The sequence below is a fragment of the Devosia sp. Soil_C_22 genome, from assembly GCF_057657195.1.
In genome coordinates this window covers 2,968,153-2,986,512 of the sequence record NZ_JBDGIY010000001.1, presented here as the reverse complement: position 1 = coordinate 2,986,512, position 18,360 = coordinate 2,968,153, and the positions used below count along the sequence as shown (strand labels likewise).

13 protein-coding genes are annotated in these 18,360 nt (G+C 66.9%); 9 read left to right on the top strand and 4 right to left on the bottom strand.

Translation table 11 applies throughout. The features are described 5' to 3' along the window. The 3 genes from AC3A6I_RS14500 to AC3A6I_RS14490 are packed head-to-tail and all read right to left on the bottom strand — an operon-like array spanning position 1 to position 5,509. Positions 1-834 carry an enoyl-CoA hydratase gene (locus AC3A6I_RS14500; protein ID WP_487544425.1) on the bottom strand — a complete coding sequence of 278 codons (834 nt, stop codon included), beginning with the start codon at positions 832-834 and terminating at the stop codon, positions 1-3. An 11-nt stretch (positions 835-845) separates the two neighbouring features. Continuing rightward, positions 846-3,113, bottom strand: a complete 2,268-nt coding sequence (locus AC3A6I_RS14495) for a CaiB/BaiF CoA-transferase family protein (protein ID WP_487544424.1) — start codon at positions 3,111-3,113, stop codon at positions 846-848. An 8-nt stretch (positions 3,114-3,121) separates the two neighbouring features. Continuing rightward, positions 3,122-5,509, bottom strand: coding sequence for a transketolase-like TK C-terminal-containing protein (locus tag AC3A6I_RS14490; RefSeq protein WP_487544423.1), 2,388 nt, complete (start codon positions 5,507-5,509; stop codon positions 3,122-3,124). A 144-nt stretch (positions 5,510-5,653) separates the two neighbouring features. Between AC3A6I_RS14490 and AC3A6I_RS14485 the strand changes: the two genes are divergently transcribed. The 8 genes from AC3A6I_RS14485 to AC3A6I_RS14450 all read left to right on the top strand — a co-directional run bounded on the left by AC3A6I_RS14485 (position 5,654) and on the right by AC3A6I_RS14450 (position 15,127). Then, entirely contained in the window at positions 5,654-6,127 is a 474-nt protein-coding gene (locus tag AC3A6I_RS14485) for an Lrp/AsnC family transcriptional regulator (RefSeq protein WP_487544422.1), read from the top strand. A gap of 196 nt (positions 6,128-6,323) precedes the next feature. Further along, on the top strand, positions 6,324-7,919 hold the full coding sequence (locus AC3A6I_RS14480; RefSeq protein WP_487544421.1) for an ABC transporter substrate-binding protein: 1,596 nt from the start codon (positions 6,324-6,326) through the stop codon (positions 7,917-7,919). A 70-nt stretch (positions 7,920-7,989) separates the two neighbouring features. Beyond that, positions 7,990-9,168, top strand: coding sequence for a mandelate racemase/muconate lactonizing enzyme family protein (locus AC3A6I_RS14475; RefSeq protein ID WP_487544420.1), 1,179 nt, complete (start codon positions 7,990-7,992; stop codon positions 9,166-9,168). Positions 9,169-9,177: 9 nt separating this feature from the next. Then, positions 9,178-10,425, top strand: coding sequence for an alpha-hydroxy acid oxidase (locus AC3A6I_RS14470; protein ID WP_487544419.1), 1,248 nt, complete (start codon positions 9,178-9,180; stop codon positions 10,423-10,425). Continuing rightward, positions 10,422-11,411: a D-2-hydroxyacid dehydrogenase gene (locus tag AC3A6I_RS14465; protein ID WP_487544418.1), complete on the top strand. Its 990-nt coding sequence runs from the start codon at positions 10,422-10,424 to the stop codon at positions 11,409-11,411. Before AC3A6I_RS14470 ends, AC3A6I_RS14465 begins: the two co-directional genes overlap by 4 nt. A gap of 19 nt (positions 11,412-11,430) precedes the next feature. After that, on the top strand, positions 11,431-12,369 hold the full coding sequence (locus AC3A6I_RS14460) for an ABC transporter permease (RefSeq protein ID WP_487544417.1): 939 nt from the start codon (positions 11,431-11,433) through the stop codon (positions 12,367-12,369). A gap of 1 nt (position 12,370) precedes the next feature. Further along, positions 12,371-13,258 (top strand): ABC transporter permease, encoded by an 888-nt coding sequence (locus AC3A6I_RS14455; protein WP_487544416.1) that lies wholly within the window; start codon positions 12,371-12,373, stop codon positions 13,256-13,258. A 9-nt stretch (positions 13,259-13,267) separates the two neighbouring features. Then, positions 13,268-15,127 carry an ABC transporter ATP-binding protein gene (locus tag AC3A6I_RS14450; protein ID WP_487544415.1) on the top strand — a complete coding sequence of 620 codons (1,860 nt, stop codon included), beginning with the start codon at positions 13,268-13,270 and terminating at the stop codon, positions 15,125-15,127. A 9-nt stretch (positions 15,128-15,136) separates the two neighbouring features. Here the strand turns inward: AC3A6I_RS14450 and AC3A6I_RS14445 are convergent, their stop codons facing one another. Continuing rightward, positions 15,137-16,327: an MFS transporter gene (locus AC3A6I_RS14445; protein WP_487544414.1), complete on the bottom strand. Its 1,191-nt coding sequence runs from the start codon at positions 16,325-16,327 to the stop codon at positions 15,137-15,139. Between the two features lie 260 nt (positions 16,328-16,587). Here AC3A6I_RS14445 and AC3A6I_RS14440 point away from each other — a divergent pair, with 260 nt between their 5' ends. Beyond that, positions 16,588-17,574: a 2-hydroxyacid dehydrogenase gene (locus AC3A6I_RS14440; RefSeq protein WP_487544413.1), complete on the top strand. Its 987-nt coding sequence runs from the start codon at positions 16,588-16,590 to the stop codon at positions 17,572-17,574. Positions 17,575-18,360: the final 786 nt, after the last annotated feature.

Below are 18,360 nucleotides of genomic sequence, written 5' to 3'. Positions count from 1 at the left end.
CTATTGTTCTGATTCCGACGTCTTGTTGTATCTGGCCAGCCGCTCCCGAGCGGTCAGTTCACCGCCCCCGAAGGTACCGGAGTCCTTCCGGTGCGGCAGGGCCATCATGTAGTTCTTGAAGGCGGTGTTGATGCTGTCGGCCTGGCCCTGCCGGTCGAGCGCCTCGTTGACCGAGAGCTTGGCGAGCCGGAGCGCGAACGGGTCCTGCTTGGCGATGGTCTGGGCGAGCGCCAGCGTTTCGTCGGCCAGTGCCTCACGCGGCACGACGCGGTTGACGAGGCCGAGGCGGTGAGCCTCATCGGCGCTGATCGGGCCGGAGGTGAACAGGAACTCCTTGGCCTTGCGCGCGCCGACCTCCCAGGGCAGCGTAAAGTACTGCACATGCGCGCCGCCCCAGGCCACGGTGCGGTCGGCAAAGACGGCATCGTCGGCGGCCACGATCAGGTCACAGCTCGAGGCGACCATCAGCCCGCCCATGATGCAGTTGCCCTGCACCTGCGCGATGGTCGGCTTGGGCAGGTTGCGCCAGCGCAGGCAGAGTTCGACATTCCAGTGCAGCAGCCGCTCATACTCGGCCGGGATGCCCGGCTTGGGCGGATCGAGACGCCGCTCCTCCAGCGCCTGCGGGCTGCCGAGATCGTGCCCGGCGGAGAAGTCCTTGCCGGCGCCCGCGAGGATGATCACCACCGTGTCGTCGTCGGCGACCGCTGCAGTGAAGGCGTCGTCCAGCTCGGCGAGCAGGGTGCGGCTCTGGGCGTTGCGCACTTCGGGGCGGTTGAGGGTGAGGCGGCGAACCTTGCCGAACTGCTCGGTGATGATGGTCGACTGGGTCACGACTGCGCTCGTCAGGTGGGAATGCTTGCGGTCACGCCGTCGCGGGCCATCGCCTCGCGCTCGGCGGCAGTGAAGCCGAACTCTTCGAGCAGTTCGTCTGTGTGCTGGCCAAGGGTGGGCGCGGCACTGCGATCGCGGCCGGGGGTGCGATCGAGATGGATCGGCATGGTCTGGTACGGGCGGGTGCCCGCCTCGGGATGCTCCAGCGTCACGAAGGCGGCGCGGTGGCGAAAGAAGGGATGGGCGGCGAGTTCGCCGGCGTGCAGCACCGGCGCGGCGGGAATGCCGGCCTGCTGCAACAGGGCGCCGGTCTCATTCTTGTCGCGGCTGGCGGTCCAGGCGGCGATGAGCGTGTCGAGTTCGGCTTCGTTCGCTCGGCGTGCCTCCGGCGAGGCGAATTTCGGGTCGGTGGCGAGGCTGGGTTCGATCAGGTCGCAGAGCGCCCGCCACGCCGAGGCATCGGGGGCGGAGATGGCGACCCACTCGTCGGTGCCGACGGAGGGATAGACATTGTGCGGCGCGTGGCTGCGCACATGGTTGCCGTCGCGCAGGGGATCGATGCCGGTCTCGAGCGCCTCGAGGATTTCGCCGCCGATGAAGTGCATGGCCGCTTCAACCTGGGGCAGCTCCACATGCGCGCCGACGCCGGCGCGTTCGCGCAGGGCGAGGGCGGTGAGGATGGCGGCGGCGGCGTTGAAGCCGCCGATCGGATCGGGGTAGTTCGGGCCTGTCGGGACGGGCTGGTCGCCGGGATAGCCGATCAGGCTCGCCATGCCTGAGGCCATCTCCATGGTCGCGCCGACCGCCAGCGCACCGCTATCGGGGCCGGTAAGGCCGTAAGCCGGCATCTCGCAGACGATGATCGCGGGGTTCAGCGCCGAGAGTTCGGCATGGCCGAGGCCGAGCCGGTCAAGCGTGCCGGGGGTGAAATTGGTGAGGATGACGTCGCATTGCAGCGCGACGCGCCGGGCGCCGGCGCGGCCGGTGGGTGCCTTGAGGTCGAGCGAGAGCGAGCGCTTGTTGATGTTCTGCGAGTTGAACAGCGCGTTGCGGTTGTAGCGCGCACCGTCCTCGTCGCTGCCGGCATAGAGGGCGGGATTGTAGACCTGCCGGTGATGCCGCCACAGGTCGGGCTTGCTGGCGTGCTCGAGGTGAATCACGTCGGCGCCGAGAAAGCCGAGCACGCGGCCGGCCATCGGGCCGGCCCAGGCGGTGGTGAGGTCGAGGACGCGGATGCCCTCGAGCGGCATGGTGTGCGTGCCGGCTTCCGTTCGCGGAGCCGGGGCGGCCTCGGCGGTGGCCGCCCGGAACCGGAAAGGCGGGGCCATGGCGAGGCCGTTCGCGCCCGGCGCCGTGCGCCAGAAGCCGCGCGCCATCAGATGCGGGTCGTCGGCGAGGGCGGAGAGGCGCTGCGTCTTCGCGGTGATCAGCCGGCGGGCGCGGAGGCGGGCGACGATATCGTCGCCCGGCGTATCGCGATGGCGCTGCTGCAGGATGTCCATCAGTTCGGCCCAGTGCTTGGCGCGCGTATTGTGCTCGGCAAAGCGCGGGTCATCATGCAGGTCGGTGGCGTCGAGCGCGGCGCAGAAATCCGGCCACTGGTAGGGGTAGCACCAGAGCAGCACCCAGTCGCCGCCGCACTCGATCAGGCTGTGGCCGCCGGTGCGCTTGGCGGTGACGCGACCGCTATAGCCATAGGCGACGGCGCCGGTGGTCATGGCAGCGGCGACTTCGGCTATGGCGATGTCGATATCCTGACCTTTGCCGTCGCGCCGGCGCTCCAGCTCGGCCGCGACGATGCCGCAATAGGCGGCGACGCCGGCGGCGTAGCTGGCGCGGTGGCCGCAGCCATAGAGCGGGGCGCGGTCGGGGGCGCCATTATTCGGCATGGCGCTGGACAGCGCCTGGTAGATCATTTCCGAGCCGCGCCAGTCGGCGAGGGGGCCATCGATGCCGAAGCCGGTGATCGTGGCGACGATGGCGGAAGGCGCGGCGTTGCGGGCAAGGTCGCGATGGCGGGCGTTGCAGACGATGACGATGTCGGCGACGCCGGCAGCGAGGCTCAATGCGCTGTCGTCATCGAGGTCGATAGCCGCGACCGACTTGCCGTTGTTGAGATGGCGGAACAGCCATGGACTTTCCGCGCGCGTCGCCGACCCTGCCGCCGGCTCGGCCAGGTGCACGGTCGCGCCATAGTCGGCCAGCAGGCGCGCGCAATATTGTCCGGCCACGGAGTCGCTGGCATCGAGCACTCGCAATCCGCTGAAGGCCGGGGTCATCGCATGGCTCAGGCGGATCGGGCGTAGCGTATGGGGCGGGCCGGGGCCATGGCGTTGGCCGCCGCGATGATGCCGGCCGTGTCGATGCCGTAGTGGCGGTAAAGGTCGGCAATCGTGCCGGTCTGGCCGAAGTGCTCGACGCCGAGCGAGCGCGTGCGATGGCCGCGCACCGCGCCCAGCCAGGCCAGCGTTGCCGGGTGGCCGTCGATCACGGTGACGAGGCTGCAATGCTGTGGCAGGTCGGCCAGCAGGCGCTCGACATGACTGGTAGCGTACATCTTGCCATGTTCGCGTGCTCGCTGCGCCGCGGTCCACCCCGCATTAAGTCGGTCAGCCGACGTGACGGCAAGCACGCCGATATCGCGCCGGTCCTCGGCCATGAGGCCGGCGGCGGCGATGACTTCGGGCGCCACGGCGCCGGTATAGGCGACGACGAGATCGCAATTGGGGCCGGGCGGGCGGAGCCAGTAGGCGCCATTGACGATGTCGTTGCGCAGGGCATCGGTCATCAGCCGCTTGGGCTGCTCAACCGAGCGGCTGGAGAGGCGCAGGTAGACCGAGCCGCCCGAGGCGTCGCGCAGCCAGGTGGTCTCGTCGGTCACCTTGTCGCCGGCGCGCTGGATATACTCGAAGCTGAAGCGCAGCAGCACCGCGAGCTCGTCGACGAAGGCGGGCTCGAAGCTCGCGAGACCATCCTGCGCCATGCCGATCAGCGGAGTGGCGATCGACTGATGCGCACCGCCCTCGGGGGCGAGCGTCACGCCCGATGGGGTGGCGACGACGATGAAGCGCGAGTCCTGGTAGCAGGCATAGTTCAGCGCATCGAGGCCGCGCTCGATGAAGGGGTCGTAGAGCGTGCCGATGGGCAGCAGGCGCTGGCCGAACAGCTGGTGCGACAGGCCCAGCGCCGACAGCATGATGAAGAGGTTCATCTCGGCAATGCCGAGCTCGACGTGCTGGCCGCGCGGCGACTGGTCCCAGGCGAAGGTCGAGGGAATGCGGCTGGATTTGAACTCGTCGGCCACGGTGTCGATCGAGAATACGCCGCGCCGGTTCACCCAGGCGCCGAGATTGGTGGAGACCGTCACGTCGGGCGAGGTGGTGACGATGTGCTGGGCGAACGCTTCCTCGGAACGGGCGACCTCGTTCATCAGCAGCCCGAAACCCTGCTGGGTGGACATGGTGGGCTGGATGGCGAGGGGCAGGTTGTCGGGGATGAGCAGGGCGGCCGCCTCGGTGCGGCGGTTGGCGCGGGCGAAGAAGGGGGCGTCGGCGATCAGCTGCTCGAGCTCGCGCTGCAGCTTGCCGGTGCCTTCCATCGGCTCCCATTCATGGCCAGGGCGAACACCGAGCGACGCCCGCAATTCCTCGGTCTGGGCCGTGGTCATCACGCCGGCATGGTTGTCCTTGTGGCCAGCGAGGGGGAGGCCGTAGCCCTTGATGGTGTAGGCGATGAAGCAGACCGGCCGGTCATGTGTACGGGCCGCTTCGAACGCATCACAGAGGCTGGCGATGTCGTGGCCGCCGAGATTGCTCATCAGGCGGCCGAGCTCGGCGTCGCTGCGCCGGCCGATCAGCGCGCTGACCTCGCCCTGGTCGCCGAGATCGTCGAGCAGGCGCTTGCGCCAGGCGGCGCCGCCCTGGAAGGCGAGGGCGGAGTAGATCTGGTTGGGGCAGGCGTCGATCCAGTCGCGCAGCTTTTCGCCGCCGGGCTCAGCGAAAGCCGCTTCGAGCAGGCGCCCGTATTTCAGGATTACGACATCCCAGCCAAACGTGCGGAACACGCTTTCGAGCCGCTCCCACAGGCCTTCGGACACCACGGCATCGAGGCTCTGGCGGTTGTAGTCGACCACCCACCAGGTGTTGCGCACGCCGTGCTTCCAGCCTTCGAGCAGGGCCTCGAAGATGTTGCCCTCGTCCATTTCGGCATCGCCGGCGAGCGCGACCATGCGGCCGAGCGGCGCCTCGCCCTGCCACTTGGCGGCGACATAATCCTGCACCAGCGAGGCGAACAGCGTCTGTGCCACACCGAGGCCGACCGAGCCGGTGGAGAAATCGACGTCGTCGATGTCCTTGGTGCGCGAGGGGTATGACTGCACGCCGCCATAGCCGCGGAAATTCTGCATGCGCTCCAGCGATTGCCGGCCGGCGAGATAGTGGATGGCGTGGAAGATCGGGCTCGCATGCGGCTTCACCGCGACGCGGTCCTCCGCGCGCAGGGCGTCGAAATAGAGCGCGGTCATGATCGTCGCCATCGAGGCGGACGAGGCCTGGTGGCCGCCGACCTTCAGGCCATCGCCAGTGTCGCGGAGGTTGTTGGCATTGTGGATCATCCACGTCGCCAGCCAGAGCACGCGCTGCTCCAGCCGCTCGAGTAAGGCGACACGATCGGTCATTGGCTGTCCTCCGCCGGCGACCGACGCAAGCGGTGCCAAGTCGAAAGGCTAACTTGTGCGGGCAGCTGGTTGGAGCCAGAATTGTACGTATCGGCACCATAGTTTGGCAGATTCAGCCAAAACACCACATCGACAGGTCGGAACTTGCCAAACCTCGTCCTCGACGCCATCGACCGCAAGATCATCATCGAGCTGCAGTCGGATGGCCGGATGCCGGTGCAGCAACTGGCCGAGCGGGTCGGCCTGTCGCCGTCGCCCTGCGCCCGGCGGGTGCGGCTGCTGGAGCGGGCCGGGGTGATCAAGGGCTATGTCGCGGTCGTCGACCAGCGCAAGGTCGGGCTGCCGATCAGCGCCTTCGCCTCGATCAAGCTGGCGCGCCAGCACGAGGATGATCTCGACAATTTCGCGGAGACGGTGTCGCGCTGGCCCGAAGTGGTGGACTGCTACCTGATGACCGGGCAACGCGACTATCTGATGCGGATCGTGGTCAAGGACCTCGACGAGTACGAACGCTTCCTCAAGGAAAAACTGACCCGCGTGCCCAGCGTCGCCTCGATCGAGACGAGCTTTGCGCTAGGCCAAGTCAAGCGCTCGGACCACTTGCCGCTGGTCTGGTGAATTATCGCCAAAATGGCGGAAAATCGCACTAACGGCCACCTAACGCGAAGTATCCGCCGAAAGTCATAGTTCCGGAGCGGAATTTTTGGCTGCATCCCCGCGAGGGAGCGGTGTAACGTTTTGCCAACGATCGAGCCGACGACCAAACGTCGGCCAATCAGGATCCCGCAAAAGTTGCGGTGGAGGAGGTAGCTGAATGACAGCTCTTAATAGGCGCCAATTCGTTGGCGCGACGGCGGCGCTCGCCGCGAGTTTCGGCCTGCTGGGCACCGCACGCGCGCAGGACGGCCAGACCATCCGGCTCGGCATGGCCGCCGCCAAGGTCGGCACCATCGATCCGATCAAGCTCACCCAGGGCGTCGACAACTGGTCGATCAACCACGTGTTCGACCATCTCGTCCGTCCGCCGGCCGGGTTGGGCTCCGCGTCCCCCGCCGACTACGTGCCCGAGCTCGCCGAGAGCTGGGAAATGTCGGACGACGCCAAGACGTGGACCTTCAAGATCCGCAAGGGCGCCCAGTTCCACAAGGGCTATGGCGAGGTGACCGCCGAAGATGTGAAGTTCAGCTTCGAGCGCGCCGCAGATCCGCAGGCCGGCTCGGTCGGCGCCATCTCGTGGCAGAACGTCGCCTCGATCGAGGCGCCCGACGCCAACACCGTGGTCATCAACCTCGAAGGTCCCGATCCGCTGTTCCTCACCAGCACGCTGTTCAGCACCAATTCGGCGGTGGTGAGCAAGAAGGCGGTCGAGGAGAAGGGTGATGCCTTCGCCATGGATCCGATCGGATCCGGCCCGTACCAGGTCGACAGCGTCGAACCCGAGCGCGTCCGCCTCGTCGCTTTCCCGGAATACTGGGGCGAGAAGGCCAACATCCCGAATTTCGAGGTACAGTATATCGTCGATACCTCGGCGCGGACCTTCGCGATCCTCGGAGGCACCGTCGACATGATCCTTGCCCCGGCCGGCCCGGGCGCGATCAACGCGATCATGCAGCAGAACCCGAACCTGAAAATGGATGTGGGCCTGCCGGGCAACTACTGGTCGCTGCACTTCAACATGACCAAGAAGCCCTTCGACGATATCCGCGTCCGCCAGGCCTTCGCCTACGCCATCAACAAGCAGGCGCTGTCGGATGCGCTGACGCCGCCGACGCCCCGCACCTACGGGCTCATTCCGCCGGCGGTGGATGGCGGGCTCAAGCTCGAGGATACGCCCGAAGAGCTGCAGTACAACTACGATCCCGAGAAAGCCAAGGCGCTGCTCGCCGAAGCCGGCCAGTCGAACCTCGCCTTCGACTGCTTCTGCTCGGAGCGTGACGACTATTCCAGCCAGATGCTGATCGTGCAGGAAAACCTGCGCCAGGTTGGCGTCACCATGAACCTGACGCTGATGGACCACACTGCGTTCCACGCCGAAAAGAACAAGGACCTCAACACCCTTGTGCTGCGCGGCGGCGGCTACCCGGCGGTGGCGACGGCGGCCCTGCAGAACGAGGCGATCACCGCAGCGCTGGTGAACTCGGAAGGCACGGGCGGCGACAACTTCTCGCACTACGGAGAGGTCATCCCGGGCATTGACGAGTTGTTCAACCAGGCCCTGAACGAGGCCGACCTGACAAAGCGCCTCGATCTCGTCCGCCAGATGCAGCTGAAGATCCTCGAGGACATGCCGGTGATGTCGACCTGCTCGACCGCCTATGTCGTCATCCGGTCGGAAAAGATGAACCTGCCGTTCGAGATCGTCTCTTTCCCGGGTGGTTTGTGGCGCCTGACCGGCGTGACGTTCAGCTGATAGCCTCCCCGGCCGGCTCCCCGTGAGCCGGCCGTCCTCCCTTCCTCCCTAGTCTGTCGGGCAATACTCCATGAAGATCACCGCGATCGAGGATATCCACGTCGTCTCCGGTCTCGGACACTTCTCCTTCCTCAAGATCACCACCGATTCCGGCCTTGTCGGCTGGGCCGAGTATAACGAAACCAACATGAAGACCCGGCCGGTCAGCGCCCAGATCAAGGGCCTGGGTGAAAGCCTGATCGGGCAGGACCCGTTGCCGGTGCAGAAGATCACCACGCAGCTCTACCAGCTCGCCGTCCAGCATCCGGGGGGGCTCGCGCAGCGCGCGAATGCGGCGATCGAGATGGCGCTGTGGGATATTCGCGGCAAGTCGGTCGACCTGCCCGTGCATGCCCTGTTCGGCGGGCCGGTGCGCGATCGTATCCAGGTCTACTGGAGCCATTGCGGCTCGTATCGCATGCAGGCCGGCGAAAAGCTCGGCGTGAAGCCGATCAAGACGCCCGACGACATTGCCGAGCTCGGCGCCGAAGTGAAGGCGCGCGGCTTCAAGGGCCTCAAGACCAACGTCTTCCACCTGATCGACGGCCAGCTCAGCCGCCAGATGCAGGGCTATGGCCGCCAGCCGACCCACGCGGCACTGAACCTCGAGCGCCATACGGTCGAGGGCGTGGTTGCCACGCTGCGCGCGTTCCGCGAAGGCGCCGGGCCGGAGATGAGCCTGCATCTCGACAGCAACGTGCACTTCAAGACCGAGGGCTATATCCGCCTCGCCCGTGCCATCGAGCAGTTCGACATGACCTGGCTCGAACTCGACCTGTGGGACGCGCCGGCGCTGGCCGACGTGCGCGACAAGTCGCCGGTGCCGATCGCCTCGCTGGAGCAGGTCGTCGGGCGGCGCAACTTCCGGCCGTTCCTCGATCAGAAGGCCGTGGATTTCGCCATCGTCGACCTGCTGTGGAACGGCTGGTCGGAGTCGATCAAGATCGCGTCGATGGTCGAAAGCTACGAAGTCAGTTGCGCCCCGCACAATTATCACGGGCACCTGTCCTCGGCGATCTCGGCGCATTTCTGCGCGCTGGTGCCCAACATCAAGGTCATGGAAACCGACATCGACAGCGCGCCCTGGCGCGACGAGCTGTTCATGACCGAGGTGCAGTACGACAACGGCGACATGCTCGTGCCCACGGGCCCCGGCTGGGGCATGGACGTGAACGAAGCGGTGGCGCGCAAATACGCGCCGCAGAGCTAGGACACTTCGATGGCTGTATCCGACGGCAGGCCGATCACCCCGCCGGTAGCGCATGAAGCGAAGATCCAGTCGCCGGCGGCGCGCAAGGCCGTGCCGCGGCGGCTGCGGAACATCCTCTCGCTCAACGACTACGAGGCAGCAGCCAGGCGCTACTTGCCCAGATCGGTGTTCGCGTTCGTCCAGAGCGGCGTCGAGAACGAAGTCACGCTGCGCGACAACCGCGAGGCGTTCAAGGACTGGCAGGTGGTGCCGCGCGTGCTGGTCGGTGTCACCAACCGCTCGCAGAAGACGACGGTGCTGGGCGAGACCTACGATTCCCCCTTCGGCGTCGCGCCGATGGGCATGGAGTCGCTGGTCGGCTATCGCGGCGACCTGATGATCGCGCGGGCCTGCGCGGAAAAGAACATCCCGTTCATCCAGTCAGGGGCCTCGCTGATCCGGCTCGAGGATATCCGGGCCGCCTGCGAGACGGCCTGGTTTCAAGCCTACCTGCCGATCGATTTTGAGGATATGCGCGGGCTGATGGACCGGGTGCGCAATGCCGGGTTCAAGACGATGGTGTTCACCGTCGATATGACCGCCGGCTCCAACCGCGAGAACACGGCGCGGGCCGGGTTCAGCGCGCCGTTCCGGCCGAGCTGGCGCATGTTCTGGGATGGGGCGACGCACCCGAGCTGGTCGATCGGCAATTTCATCCGCACGATCGTCCAGAACGGCATGCCGCATTTCGAGAACCTCGATGCCGGCCGGGGCGCCGCCATCGTTTCGAGCGGCACGCGCAACACCAATCGCACCGGCCAGAACTGGAACGCGCTGGCCCGCATCCGCGACGAGTGGAAGGGCAACCTGGTGCTCAAGGGTCTGCTCGATCCACGCGACGTCAAGCTTGCGGTCGATGCCGGCATCGACGGTATCATCGTCTCCTCGCATGGTGGACGGCAGATCGACGGCGTCATTCCGCCCATCCACGCGCTGCCGGCCTGTGTCGCGGCCGCGGGCGACGTGCCGGTGATGATCGACAGCGGCATCCGGCGCGGCACCGACATCATCAAGGCCCTCGCGCTCGGGGCGAAGTTCTGCTTCGTCGGCCGGCCGTTCAACTATGCGGCGATCTACGGGCAGGAGGGCGTCGAGCACGCCATCAACCTGCTGCGCGCCGAGTTCAGCCGCGACAGCGGCAATATGGGCTTCAACTCCGTGGGCGAGATCACGCGCGAATGCATCGTGCCGCGCCACTCCGCAAGGCCGACCGCATGACCCGACTGATCGTTGCCACCACCGACCTGCCTTTCGATCCGCCCACCTGGGCTGAGCTTGAGGCGGTCGCGGCCCCGGACCGTTTCGCGCGAGTCGACCGCAAGGATAGTGCGGCCTTCCGCGCGGCTCTGGCCGAGGCCGAAATCGCCGTGCTCGGCAACGATCTCGACGACGAGGTGCTCGCCGCGCCCAGGCTCAAATGGGTGCACGTCAACCTCTCGGGCATGACGCTCTCGGCGCGTCCGGACATCTTCTCCCGCGGGATCAAGGTCACGGGCGTGGCCGGGCGTTCGGCGCCGGCCCTGGCCGAGCATGCGATGATGTTCATGCTCGCCATCAATGCCAACCTGCGCGGCTTCGAGGAGGCGCAGCGGGCCCATCGCTGGGGCGGCGTCGACGGGAGCCGCGACCTGCGGGCGCTCTACGGGCAGACGGTCGGCATTCTCGGCGTCGGCTTCACCGCCAAGGAACTGGCGATCCGCGCCAAGGCCTTCGGGATGAACGTGCTCGGCTATCGCCGCCGCGAGGCCGAGTTGCCCCCGGGGTTCGACCGCATCTACTCCGCCGATCGCGGCGAGACCATCGCGCCTATCCTCGAGCAGGCCGACTTCATCGTTCTCGCCATCAACCTGTCGGATGCGACGCATCACCTGATCGGCCGCGACGAGCTCAGCCGGATGAAGCCCAACGCGGTAATCGTCAACCTGTCGCGCGGCGGGGTGATCGACGAGGCGGCGCTGCTCGAGGCGCTTTACGCCCGCCGCATCCGCGGGGCCGGGCTTGATGTCTTCGATACCGAGCCGCTGCCGGCCGAAAGCCCGTTCTGGGACGCCCCCAATACGCTGGTGTCGCCGCATTTTTCGGCACCGGTGCATGACCGGCTGAAGCGGACTATGGCGATCATCACCGAAAACTTCCGGCGTTACCGGGCGGGCGAGGATATGCTCAACCCGCTGACGCCCGAAGACGTCTACACTGCGAGCTGAGTAAGGGGAGGGGACGACGATGCTGCGTAATCTTGTCGTGCGTCTGGTCGATACACTGCCGACGCTTCTGCTCGTCCTGACGCTGGTGTTCGTCGCCATGCGAATCCTGCCGGGCGACCCGGCAGTGGCTGTGCTCGGCGATGCCGCAACACCCGGCCAGCTCGAGATCTATCGCGAGAAGATGGGGCTCAATGTCCCGATCTGGCAGCAATATTTCAACTTCATCGGCGGCGTGCTGACGCTCAACCTGGGCAACTCGTACCAGACGGGCATGCCGGTGACGCAGATGATCGCGCGCAGCCTGCCTTATACGATCGAGCTCACGGTGGTTGCTGTCTTCCTCGGCGCCATTGTCGGCATTCCGCTCGGCGTCATCGCGGCGCGGCGGCGCAACAAGGCGCCGGATACCAGCGTGCGCATCTTCTCGCTGGTCGGCTACGCGGTGCCCGATTTCTACCTCGCGGCGCTGCTGCTCATCATGTTCGCGCTGAACCTCCACTGGTTCCCGCTCAATGGCGGTGGCGACCCCAACCTCGTCAGCCGGCTGCACCATGTCTTCCTGCCGGCGCTGACACTGGCGCTGGTGAAGGCGGCCTTCCTCGGCCGACTGACGCGCACCAGCGTGCTCGAGGTCTACTCCAAGGACTATGTCCGCACCGCCCGCGCCAAGGGCGCGTCGGAACAGCGGGTGACCTACCGCCACGCGCTGCGCAACGCGCTGATGCCGATCGCCACCGGCCTCGGCCTCTCGACCCTTGCGACGCTGTCGGGCTCGGTTGCGGTGGAGCTGGTGTTCAACCGCCCGGGCATTGGCCGGCTGCTGATCGAAGCCATCCAGCAGCGCGACTACGCCGTGATCCAGGGCGGCGTGCTGGTGTTCGCCATCTTCGTGGTGGTGATCAACCTGGTGATGGATCTGCTCTATGTCGTTATCGATCCGCGCGTGAAGGTGACCTGAGATGACCATTGCCGCCGGGGAACCTGTCCGCGCCTCCGCTCCACTGCCGCCCAACGCGCTCTCGCGTATCCGCAAGGTCATGTTCGGACGTCCGGAGACGGCGTTCGCGTCGATCGTGATCATCCTGTTCGTCATCGTCGCCGCCGTGGCGCCGTGGATCGCGCCCTACGATCCGCTGTCGCAGAACATCGCCAACATCAACAAGCTGCCATCGGCCGAGCATTGGCTGGGCACCGACCTGTTCGGCCGCGACGTGTTCAGCCGGCTGCTCTACGGCTCGCGCAACTCGCTGATGTTCGGCTTCATCTCGCCGGTGCTGGCGGCGATCATCGGCACGGCGCTCGGCGTCATCGCCGGCTATTTCGGCGGCATCGCCGACCGGGTGATCTCGCGGGTCGTCGACCTGCTGCTTGCCTTCCCCGAGTTGCTGCTGGCGATCCTGATCGCGGCCTCGCTCGGCGGCGGCTTCTGGAACATCATCACCGTCATCACCATCGCCTTCGTGCCCGGCTTTGCCCGTGTCGCCCGGGCGCAGACGCTCGCGGTCAAGCACGAGCCCTATGTCGAGGCGGCGATCTCGATGGGCGTGCGCACGCCGGTGATCATCGTGCGGCACATCGTGCCCAACATCATGGCGCCGATCGTGGCGCTGATGACGCTGTGGGTGGCCTCGGCCATCCGCATCGAGGCCTCGCTCAGCTTCCTGGGCCTCGGCACGCGGCCGCCCAACCCGAGCTGGGGCAACATCACCCGCGATGGCCTTGCGAGCCTGTTCTCGACGCCGTGGCCGATCATCGGCGCTGGCGCTGCGATCACGCTGGTCGTGCTTGCCTTCAACCTGGTCGGCGACGCGGTCCGCGACGCGCTCGACCCCGCGACCAACCGCTAGGAGACGCGCGTGGCGCTTCAGACCGAGACCATCGAGCCGGTGAAGGCGGGAACGACCGTCCTGTCGGTGCGCGACCTCAAGACCTCGTTCGACACCTCGAACGGCTGGGTCGAGATCGTCAAAGGCCTGTCCTTCGACATCGCGGCGCGCGAGACGCTGGCGGTCGTCGGCGAATCCGGCTCGGGCAAGTCGGTGACGGCGCTGTCGGTGATGCGCCTGCTCGATCCCGAGGCGAGCCGGGTGGAAGGCTCGGTGAAGCTCGGTGGGCGCGAGCTGCTGACGCTCAATACCACCGAGATGCGGGCCGTGCGGGGGCTCAAGATGGGCATGATCTTCCAGGAGGCGATGACCAGCCTCAACCCGCTGCAGAAGGTCGGCGACCAGATCGCCGAGGTGCTCCACATCCACGGCATCTCCTCGGGTTCGGCCGCGCTCGCCGAGGCCAAGCGCCTGCTCGAGCGGGTGCGGATTCCGGCGGCGGCCTCGCGCATGAAGGACTATCCGCAGTCGCTGTCCGGCGGCATGCGCCAGCGCGTGATGATCGCCATGGCGCTCGCCTGCAAGCCGCAGCTGCTGATCGCCGACGAGCCGACCACGGCGCTCGACGTCACCATCCAGGCCCAGATCCTCCAGCTCATCAAGGAGCTGCAGCAGGAAGAGGGCATGGGCGTCCTCTTCATCACCCACGACATGGGCGTCGTCGCCGAAGTGGCCGACCGCATGGTGGTGATGCTGGACGGCAAGGCGCTCGAAACCGGCCGGACCGAGGGCGTGTTCCGCAACGCCCAGGACCCCTACACCCGCGCGCTCATCGCCGCGGTGCCGCGGCTGGGCGAGGGCAGCGCCAGCGGGCCACAACCCTTTCCGGTGCTCGACCGCAAGAGCGGCACCGTGGTCCAGGGGCGCGAGCGCCCCGATACGGTGCAGCATGACGGCCCGCCCGTCCTCAAGGTGCGCAACCTCGTCAAGCATTTCGACCTGCCGGGGACGCTGTTCCGCGGCCCGAGCGGCCGCGTGCACGCGGTCGAAAATGTCAGCTTCGACCTGCGCGCCGGCGAGACGCTGTCGCTGGTCGGAGAATCCGGTTGCGGCAAGTCGACCACCGGCCGGGCGCTGATGCGGCTGACCGAGCCGCAGGCCGGCGAGATCCGCATTGCCGATACCGATATCCGCGCGCTCGGCAAGGAAGAGCTGCGCGAGATGCGCCGGCACATCCAGATGATCTTCCAGGATCCGTTCGCCAGCCTCGACCCGCGCATCACGGTCGGCGACGCCATCGCCGAGCCCTACCTGACCCATCGCCTCGGCACCCGCAAGCAGGCGCGCGACAAGACGATGGACCTGCTGCAGCGCGTCGGGCTCAGCCCCGACATGGCGGCCCGCTATCCCAACCAGTTCTCGGGCGGGCAGCGCCAGCGCATCTGTATCGCGCGTGCCCTGGCGCTCGAGCCCAAGATCATCGTCGCCGACGAGGCGGTGTCGGCGCTCGATGTGTCGATCAAGGCGCAGGTCATCAACCTGATGATGGACCTGCAGGAGCAGTTCGGCCTCGCCTATGTGTTCATCTCGCACGACATGGCGGTGGTCGAACGCATCAGCCACAAGGTGGCGGTGATGTATCTGGGCGAGATCGTCGAGATCGGGCCCGCAGCCTCGATCTTCCGCGATCCGCAGCACCCCTATACCAAGCGCCTGATGGCCGCCGTGCCGGTGCCCGATCCGTCGCGCCGCAAGCAGCTCAGGCCGATCGACAACGACGAGGTCAAGAGCCCGATCCGCGCCATGGACTACCAGCCGCCCCAGCGCGAATACCGCGAAGTGTCGGCGGGGCACATGGTGCAGGTCTGGGGCGACGACTGGCGGCTGTAGGGCAGGGCGTCAGCCCTGGGGCTTGTCGGTGCGTGGAAACGGTACGCGGATCACCAGCACCGATGCGGCGGCCATCAGCGCGGCAGTCGACAGGAACATGCCCGAGACACCGGCGCTGATCAGTCCCACGGCGGCCGGGACGCCGGCCTGGGCCAGGCGATTGGCGAAAATCCTCAATCCCACGGCCGATCCGCGCAGGCTCGGCGGCATGGTCAGCGATACCCAGGCGAGCGAGATCGGCGGCGCGAGGCCGAGTGCCAGACCCAGGGCGATGGCGATCGCATAGGCCAATGTCAGGTCGACGAAGGGCATTGCCGCCAGCGAAATGGCGGTGAGGATGGCCGAGCCGACCAGCAGGTTGCGCCGGCCCAGCACGCGCAGGATCGGCAGCATGAAGAAGCGCACCACGATGCTGGCGGCCGAACGCAGCGACAGCAGTATGCCGATGGCAATGGGAGCGATCTGGCGCTCGGCGCCCCAGGCCGGCAGGAAGATCGACAGCATGTCGATGATTGCGGCGATGATGGCGTTGTAGCTGAGGATCGGCACTGCGCCCTTCACCGCGATGATCGAGCCGATGGCGCGGAAGGCGGGCGGAGCGGCGCTGTCGTCCTCGCGCGTCTGGCGCCAGGCCTCGCGCCCGAACAGCAGCAGCGTTCCGAGCCCGGCCAGCGCCAGCGCGCCGGCAACGGAAAAGCCGATGGTGCTCGAAAGCCCTTCGCCGTCATGGGTCGAGCCGAGGGCTGTCGCGGCGACCGGCCCGAACATCTGGCCCACGGCGTTGGCGCTGAACAGCCAGCCGAAAACGCGCTCCTGCTCCTCCTTGACGACCGCTCCGGCAATCAGCGCGTGCTGCCCGATGATCGAGAGCAGCATGGCAAGGCCGAGGATCGCGGCGGCAATGATCAGGGAAATGGGCGTGACGACGACGAGCGGGACGATGGCGGCAACCAGCATCAGCACGTCGCCCAGCAGCGTCACCTTGAGCCCGCCGATCCGGTCGGTCCAGCGGCCGGCGTGGAAGGCGATGAACACCGGCGGTACGCCGAAGCTGGCGGCGAGGATGCCGAGTTCTGCCGGGCTGAATCCGAGGTCGATGGCGCCATAGCTCGCGACCACCTTGAAAGCGCCGGTCGCCGCAAAAGTGGCGGCCGCGTGGATGGCAACGGCCCAGCGCAGGCGGTGAACGTGTGGCGACATCTCGGCAATCTATTTTGGGCGAACGCCCCGATGGCGGGCAGGCACGACGCCGAGACTAAATGCCGGGCGCAGCGGCGTCACACTGCGCTCACGTCACCAGCGGCGGGAGAGAACTTCAGCATTACGCCCAAAGCAGTGACTCGTCACTCCCGGGGCTGCTAGCTTCGGAAAGTTATCACATATATGATGACATGCAACTTCAGGGCTCGTCGACCGATCGCTGACTGCGGCGGTCATTTTTATCGCAGGACATCCGCAGAATGAGTTCATCCCCAGCCAGCGCAAAGCCGCGCGTCATCATGCTCGATCCGGTCGCCTATGCGGAGATGGGGCCGCCGACGCGCCAGCGGCTCGATGAGGTGTTCAACCTGACCAAGCTGTGGGAAGTTCCGGATGGCGAGGCCTATCTCGCCGCGCACGGAGCCGAGTTTGGCGGCATCCTCGCCCGCGGCATCCTGCCCGAGGCGACGCTCGACAAGCTGCCCAACGTCAAGATCGTGTCGCAGACCGGTGTCGGCACCGACAAGGCACCGATCGCATACTTCAAGGCGCACGGCATTTCCTACACCAACACGCGCGGCTCGCTCAGCGACTCGGTCGCCGATATCGCCATTACGCTGGGGCTGTGCGTCACGCGCGGCATCATCACGGGGGACAGGCGGGTGCGCACGAAGCTCTGGGCCACCGAGCGCCCGCCGATGGGCCGCAGCTTCAGCGGCAAGAAATACGGTGTGCTCGGGCTGGGCAGCATCGGGCAGGCCATCGCGCAACGGCTCGAGGGGTTCGACGGCGAGATCCGCTACCACAACCGCAAGCCGGCCGAGGGCGTCAGCTATGCTTACGTGCCGACGCTGCTGGAGCTCGCCAGCTGGGCCGATTTCCTGTTCATGGCGCTACCCGGCGGTGACACGACCGGCATTGTCGGCGAAAAGGAACTGCGCGCCCTCGGTCCCGACGGCATAGTCGTCAATGTCGGCCGCGGCGGCGCCATCGACGAGGAGGCGCTGGTGCGCGTGCTCGAGGATGACGGGCTGGGCGGCGCCGGTCTCGACGTGCATGCGCGCGAGCCGCACGCCAACGACAAGCTGATCGGCATGGACAACGTGGTGCTGCTACCGCATCTGGGCAGCTCGACAGTCGAAACCCGCGCCGCGATGCACAAGCTGTGCATCGACAATCTGCTGGCCCATTTCGAAGGCCGCCCGCTGCTGACGCCGATCTACGACGCGAGCAAGCCGAACGGATAGCGTTCCTGGTGATGCGGGACAGCGGCGATGCGTGTGCCTGCCGCCCCACCCCCTCCCAACCTCCCCCATCAAGGGGGAGGTGCCGCATCGAGTATATGGCGCGTTCTGGCCCACCCACCGGCCCCACCTCCCCCTAGATGGGGGAGGCAAGCGCAGCTTGTGAGCGCAGCGAACTAGCGCAGCTCGGAGGGGGTGGAGCCATCAGCTTGGGCGCTTCCCGCCCACCCCTCATCCGCCCTTCGGGCACCTTCTCCCACAAGGGGAGAAGGGCCTTCCACTGCTATCTCAGTGGGCCTTCTCCCTCGATGGGAGAAGGTGGGCGAAGCCCGGATGAGAGTGGAGCCACAAGCACCGATCCCTCAGTCGTCTCTCCCTCCCCCTTGTGGGGAGGGGGGACCCGCGCAGCGGGTGGGTGGGGGTGGCCAAACGCACCGGCCAACAATCTTATCCCCCTCTCTCCCCACGCTCATACAATCCCCCCGTCCGCCGCACCAAAAGCGAGATCATGACGAGTGGTTGGTGTGGTGGAGATTGGGAGGGTCGGCAGTCGTGCCGGTCCAGGCCTAAAGCACGTCGGCACGATCCGGTTCGCCGGGGACGCCGCTATAAACGCGGGGACTTGGCGGATGCACGTCCGGTCCCAGGCTGCAACTGCCCGGCATCGGGCGGGGGGCGAAGGTTGGTGAGCGCGGAATCCGGCAGCCAGCTCAGCTTCGCGCAGCTCGCGATGCGGCACGGGATGCGCCCGGGCCCACGTGCCATAAGCCCAAAACCCCGATCGGCCGG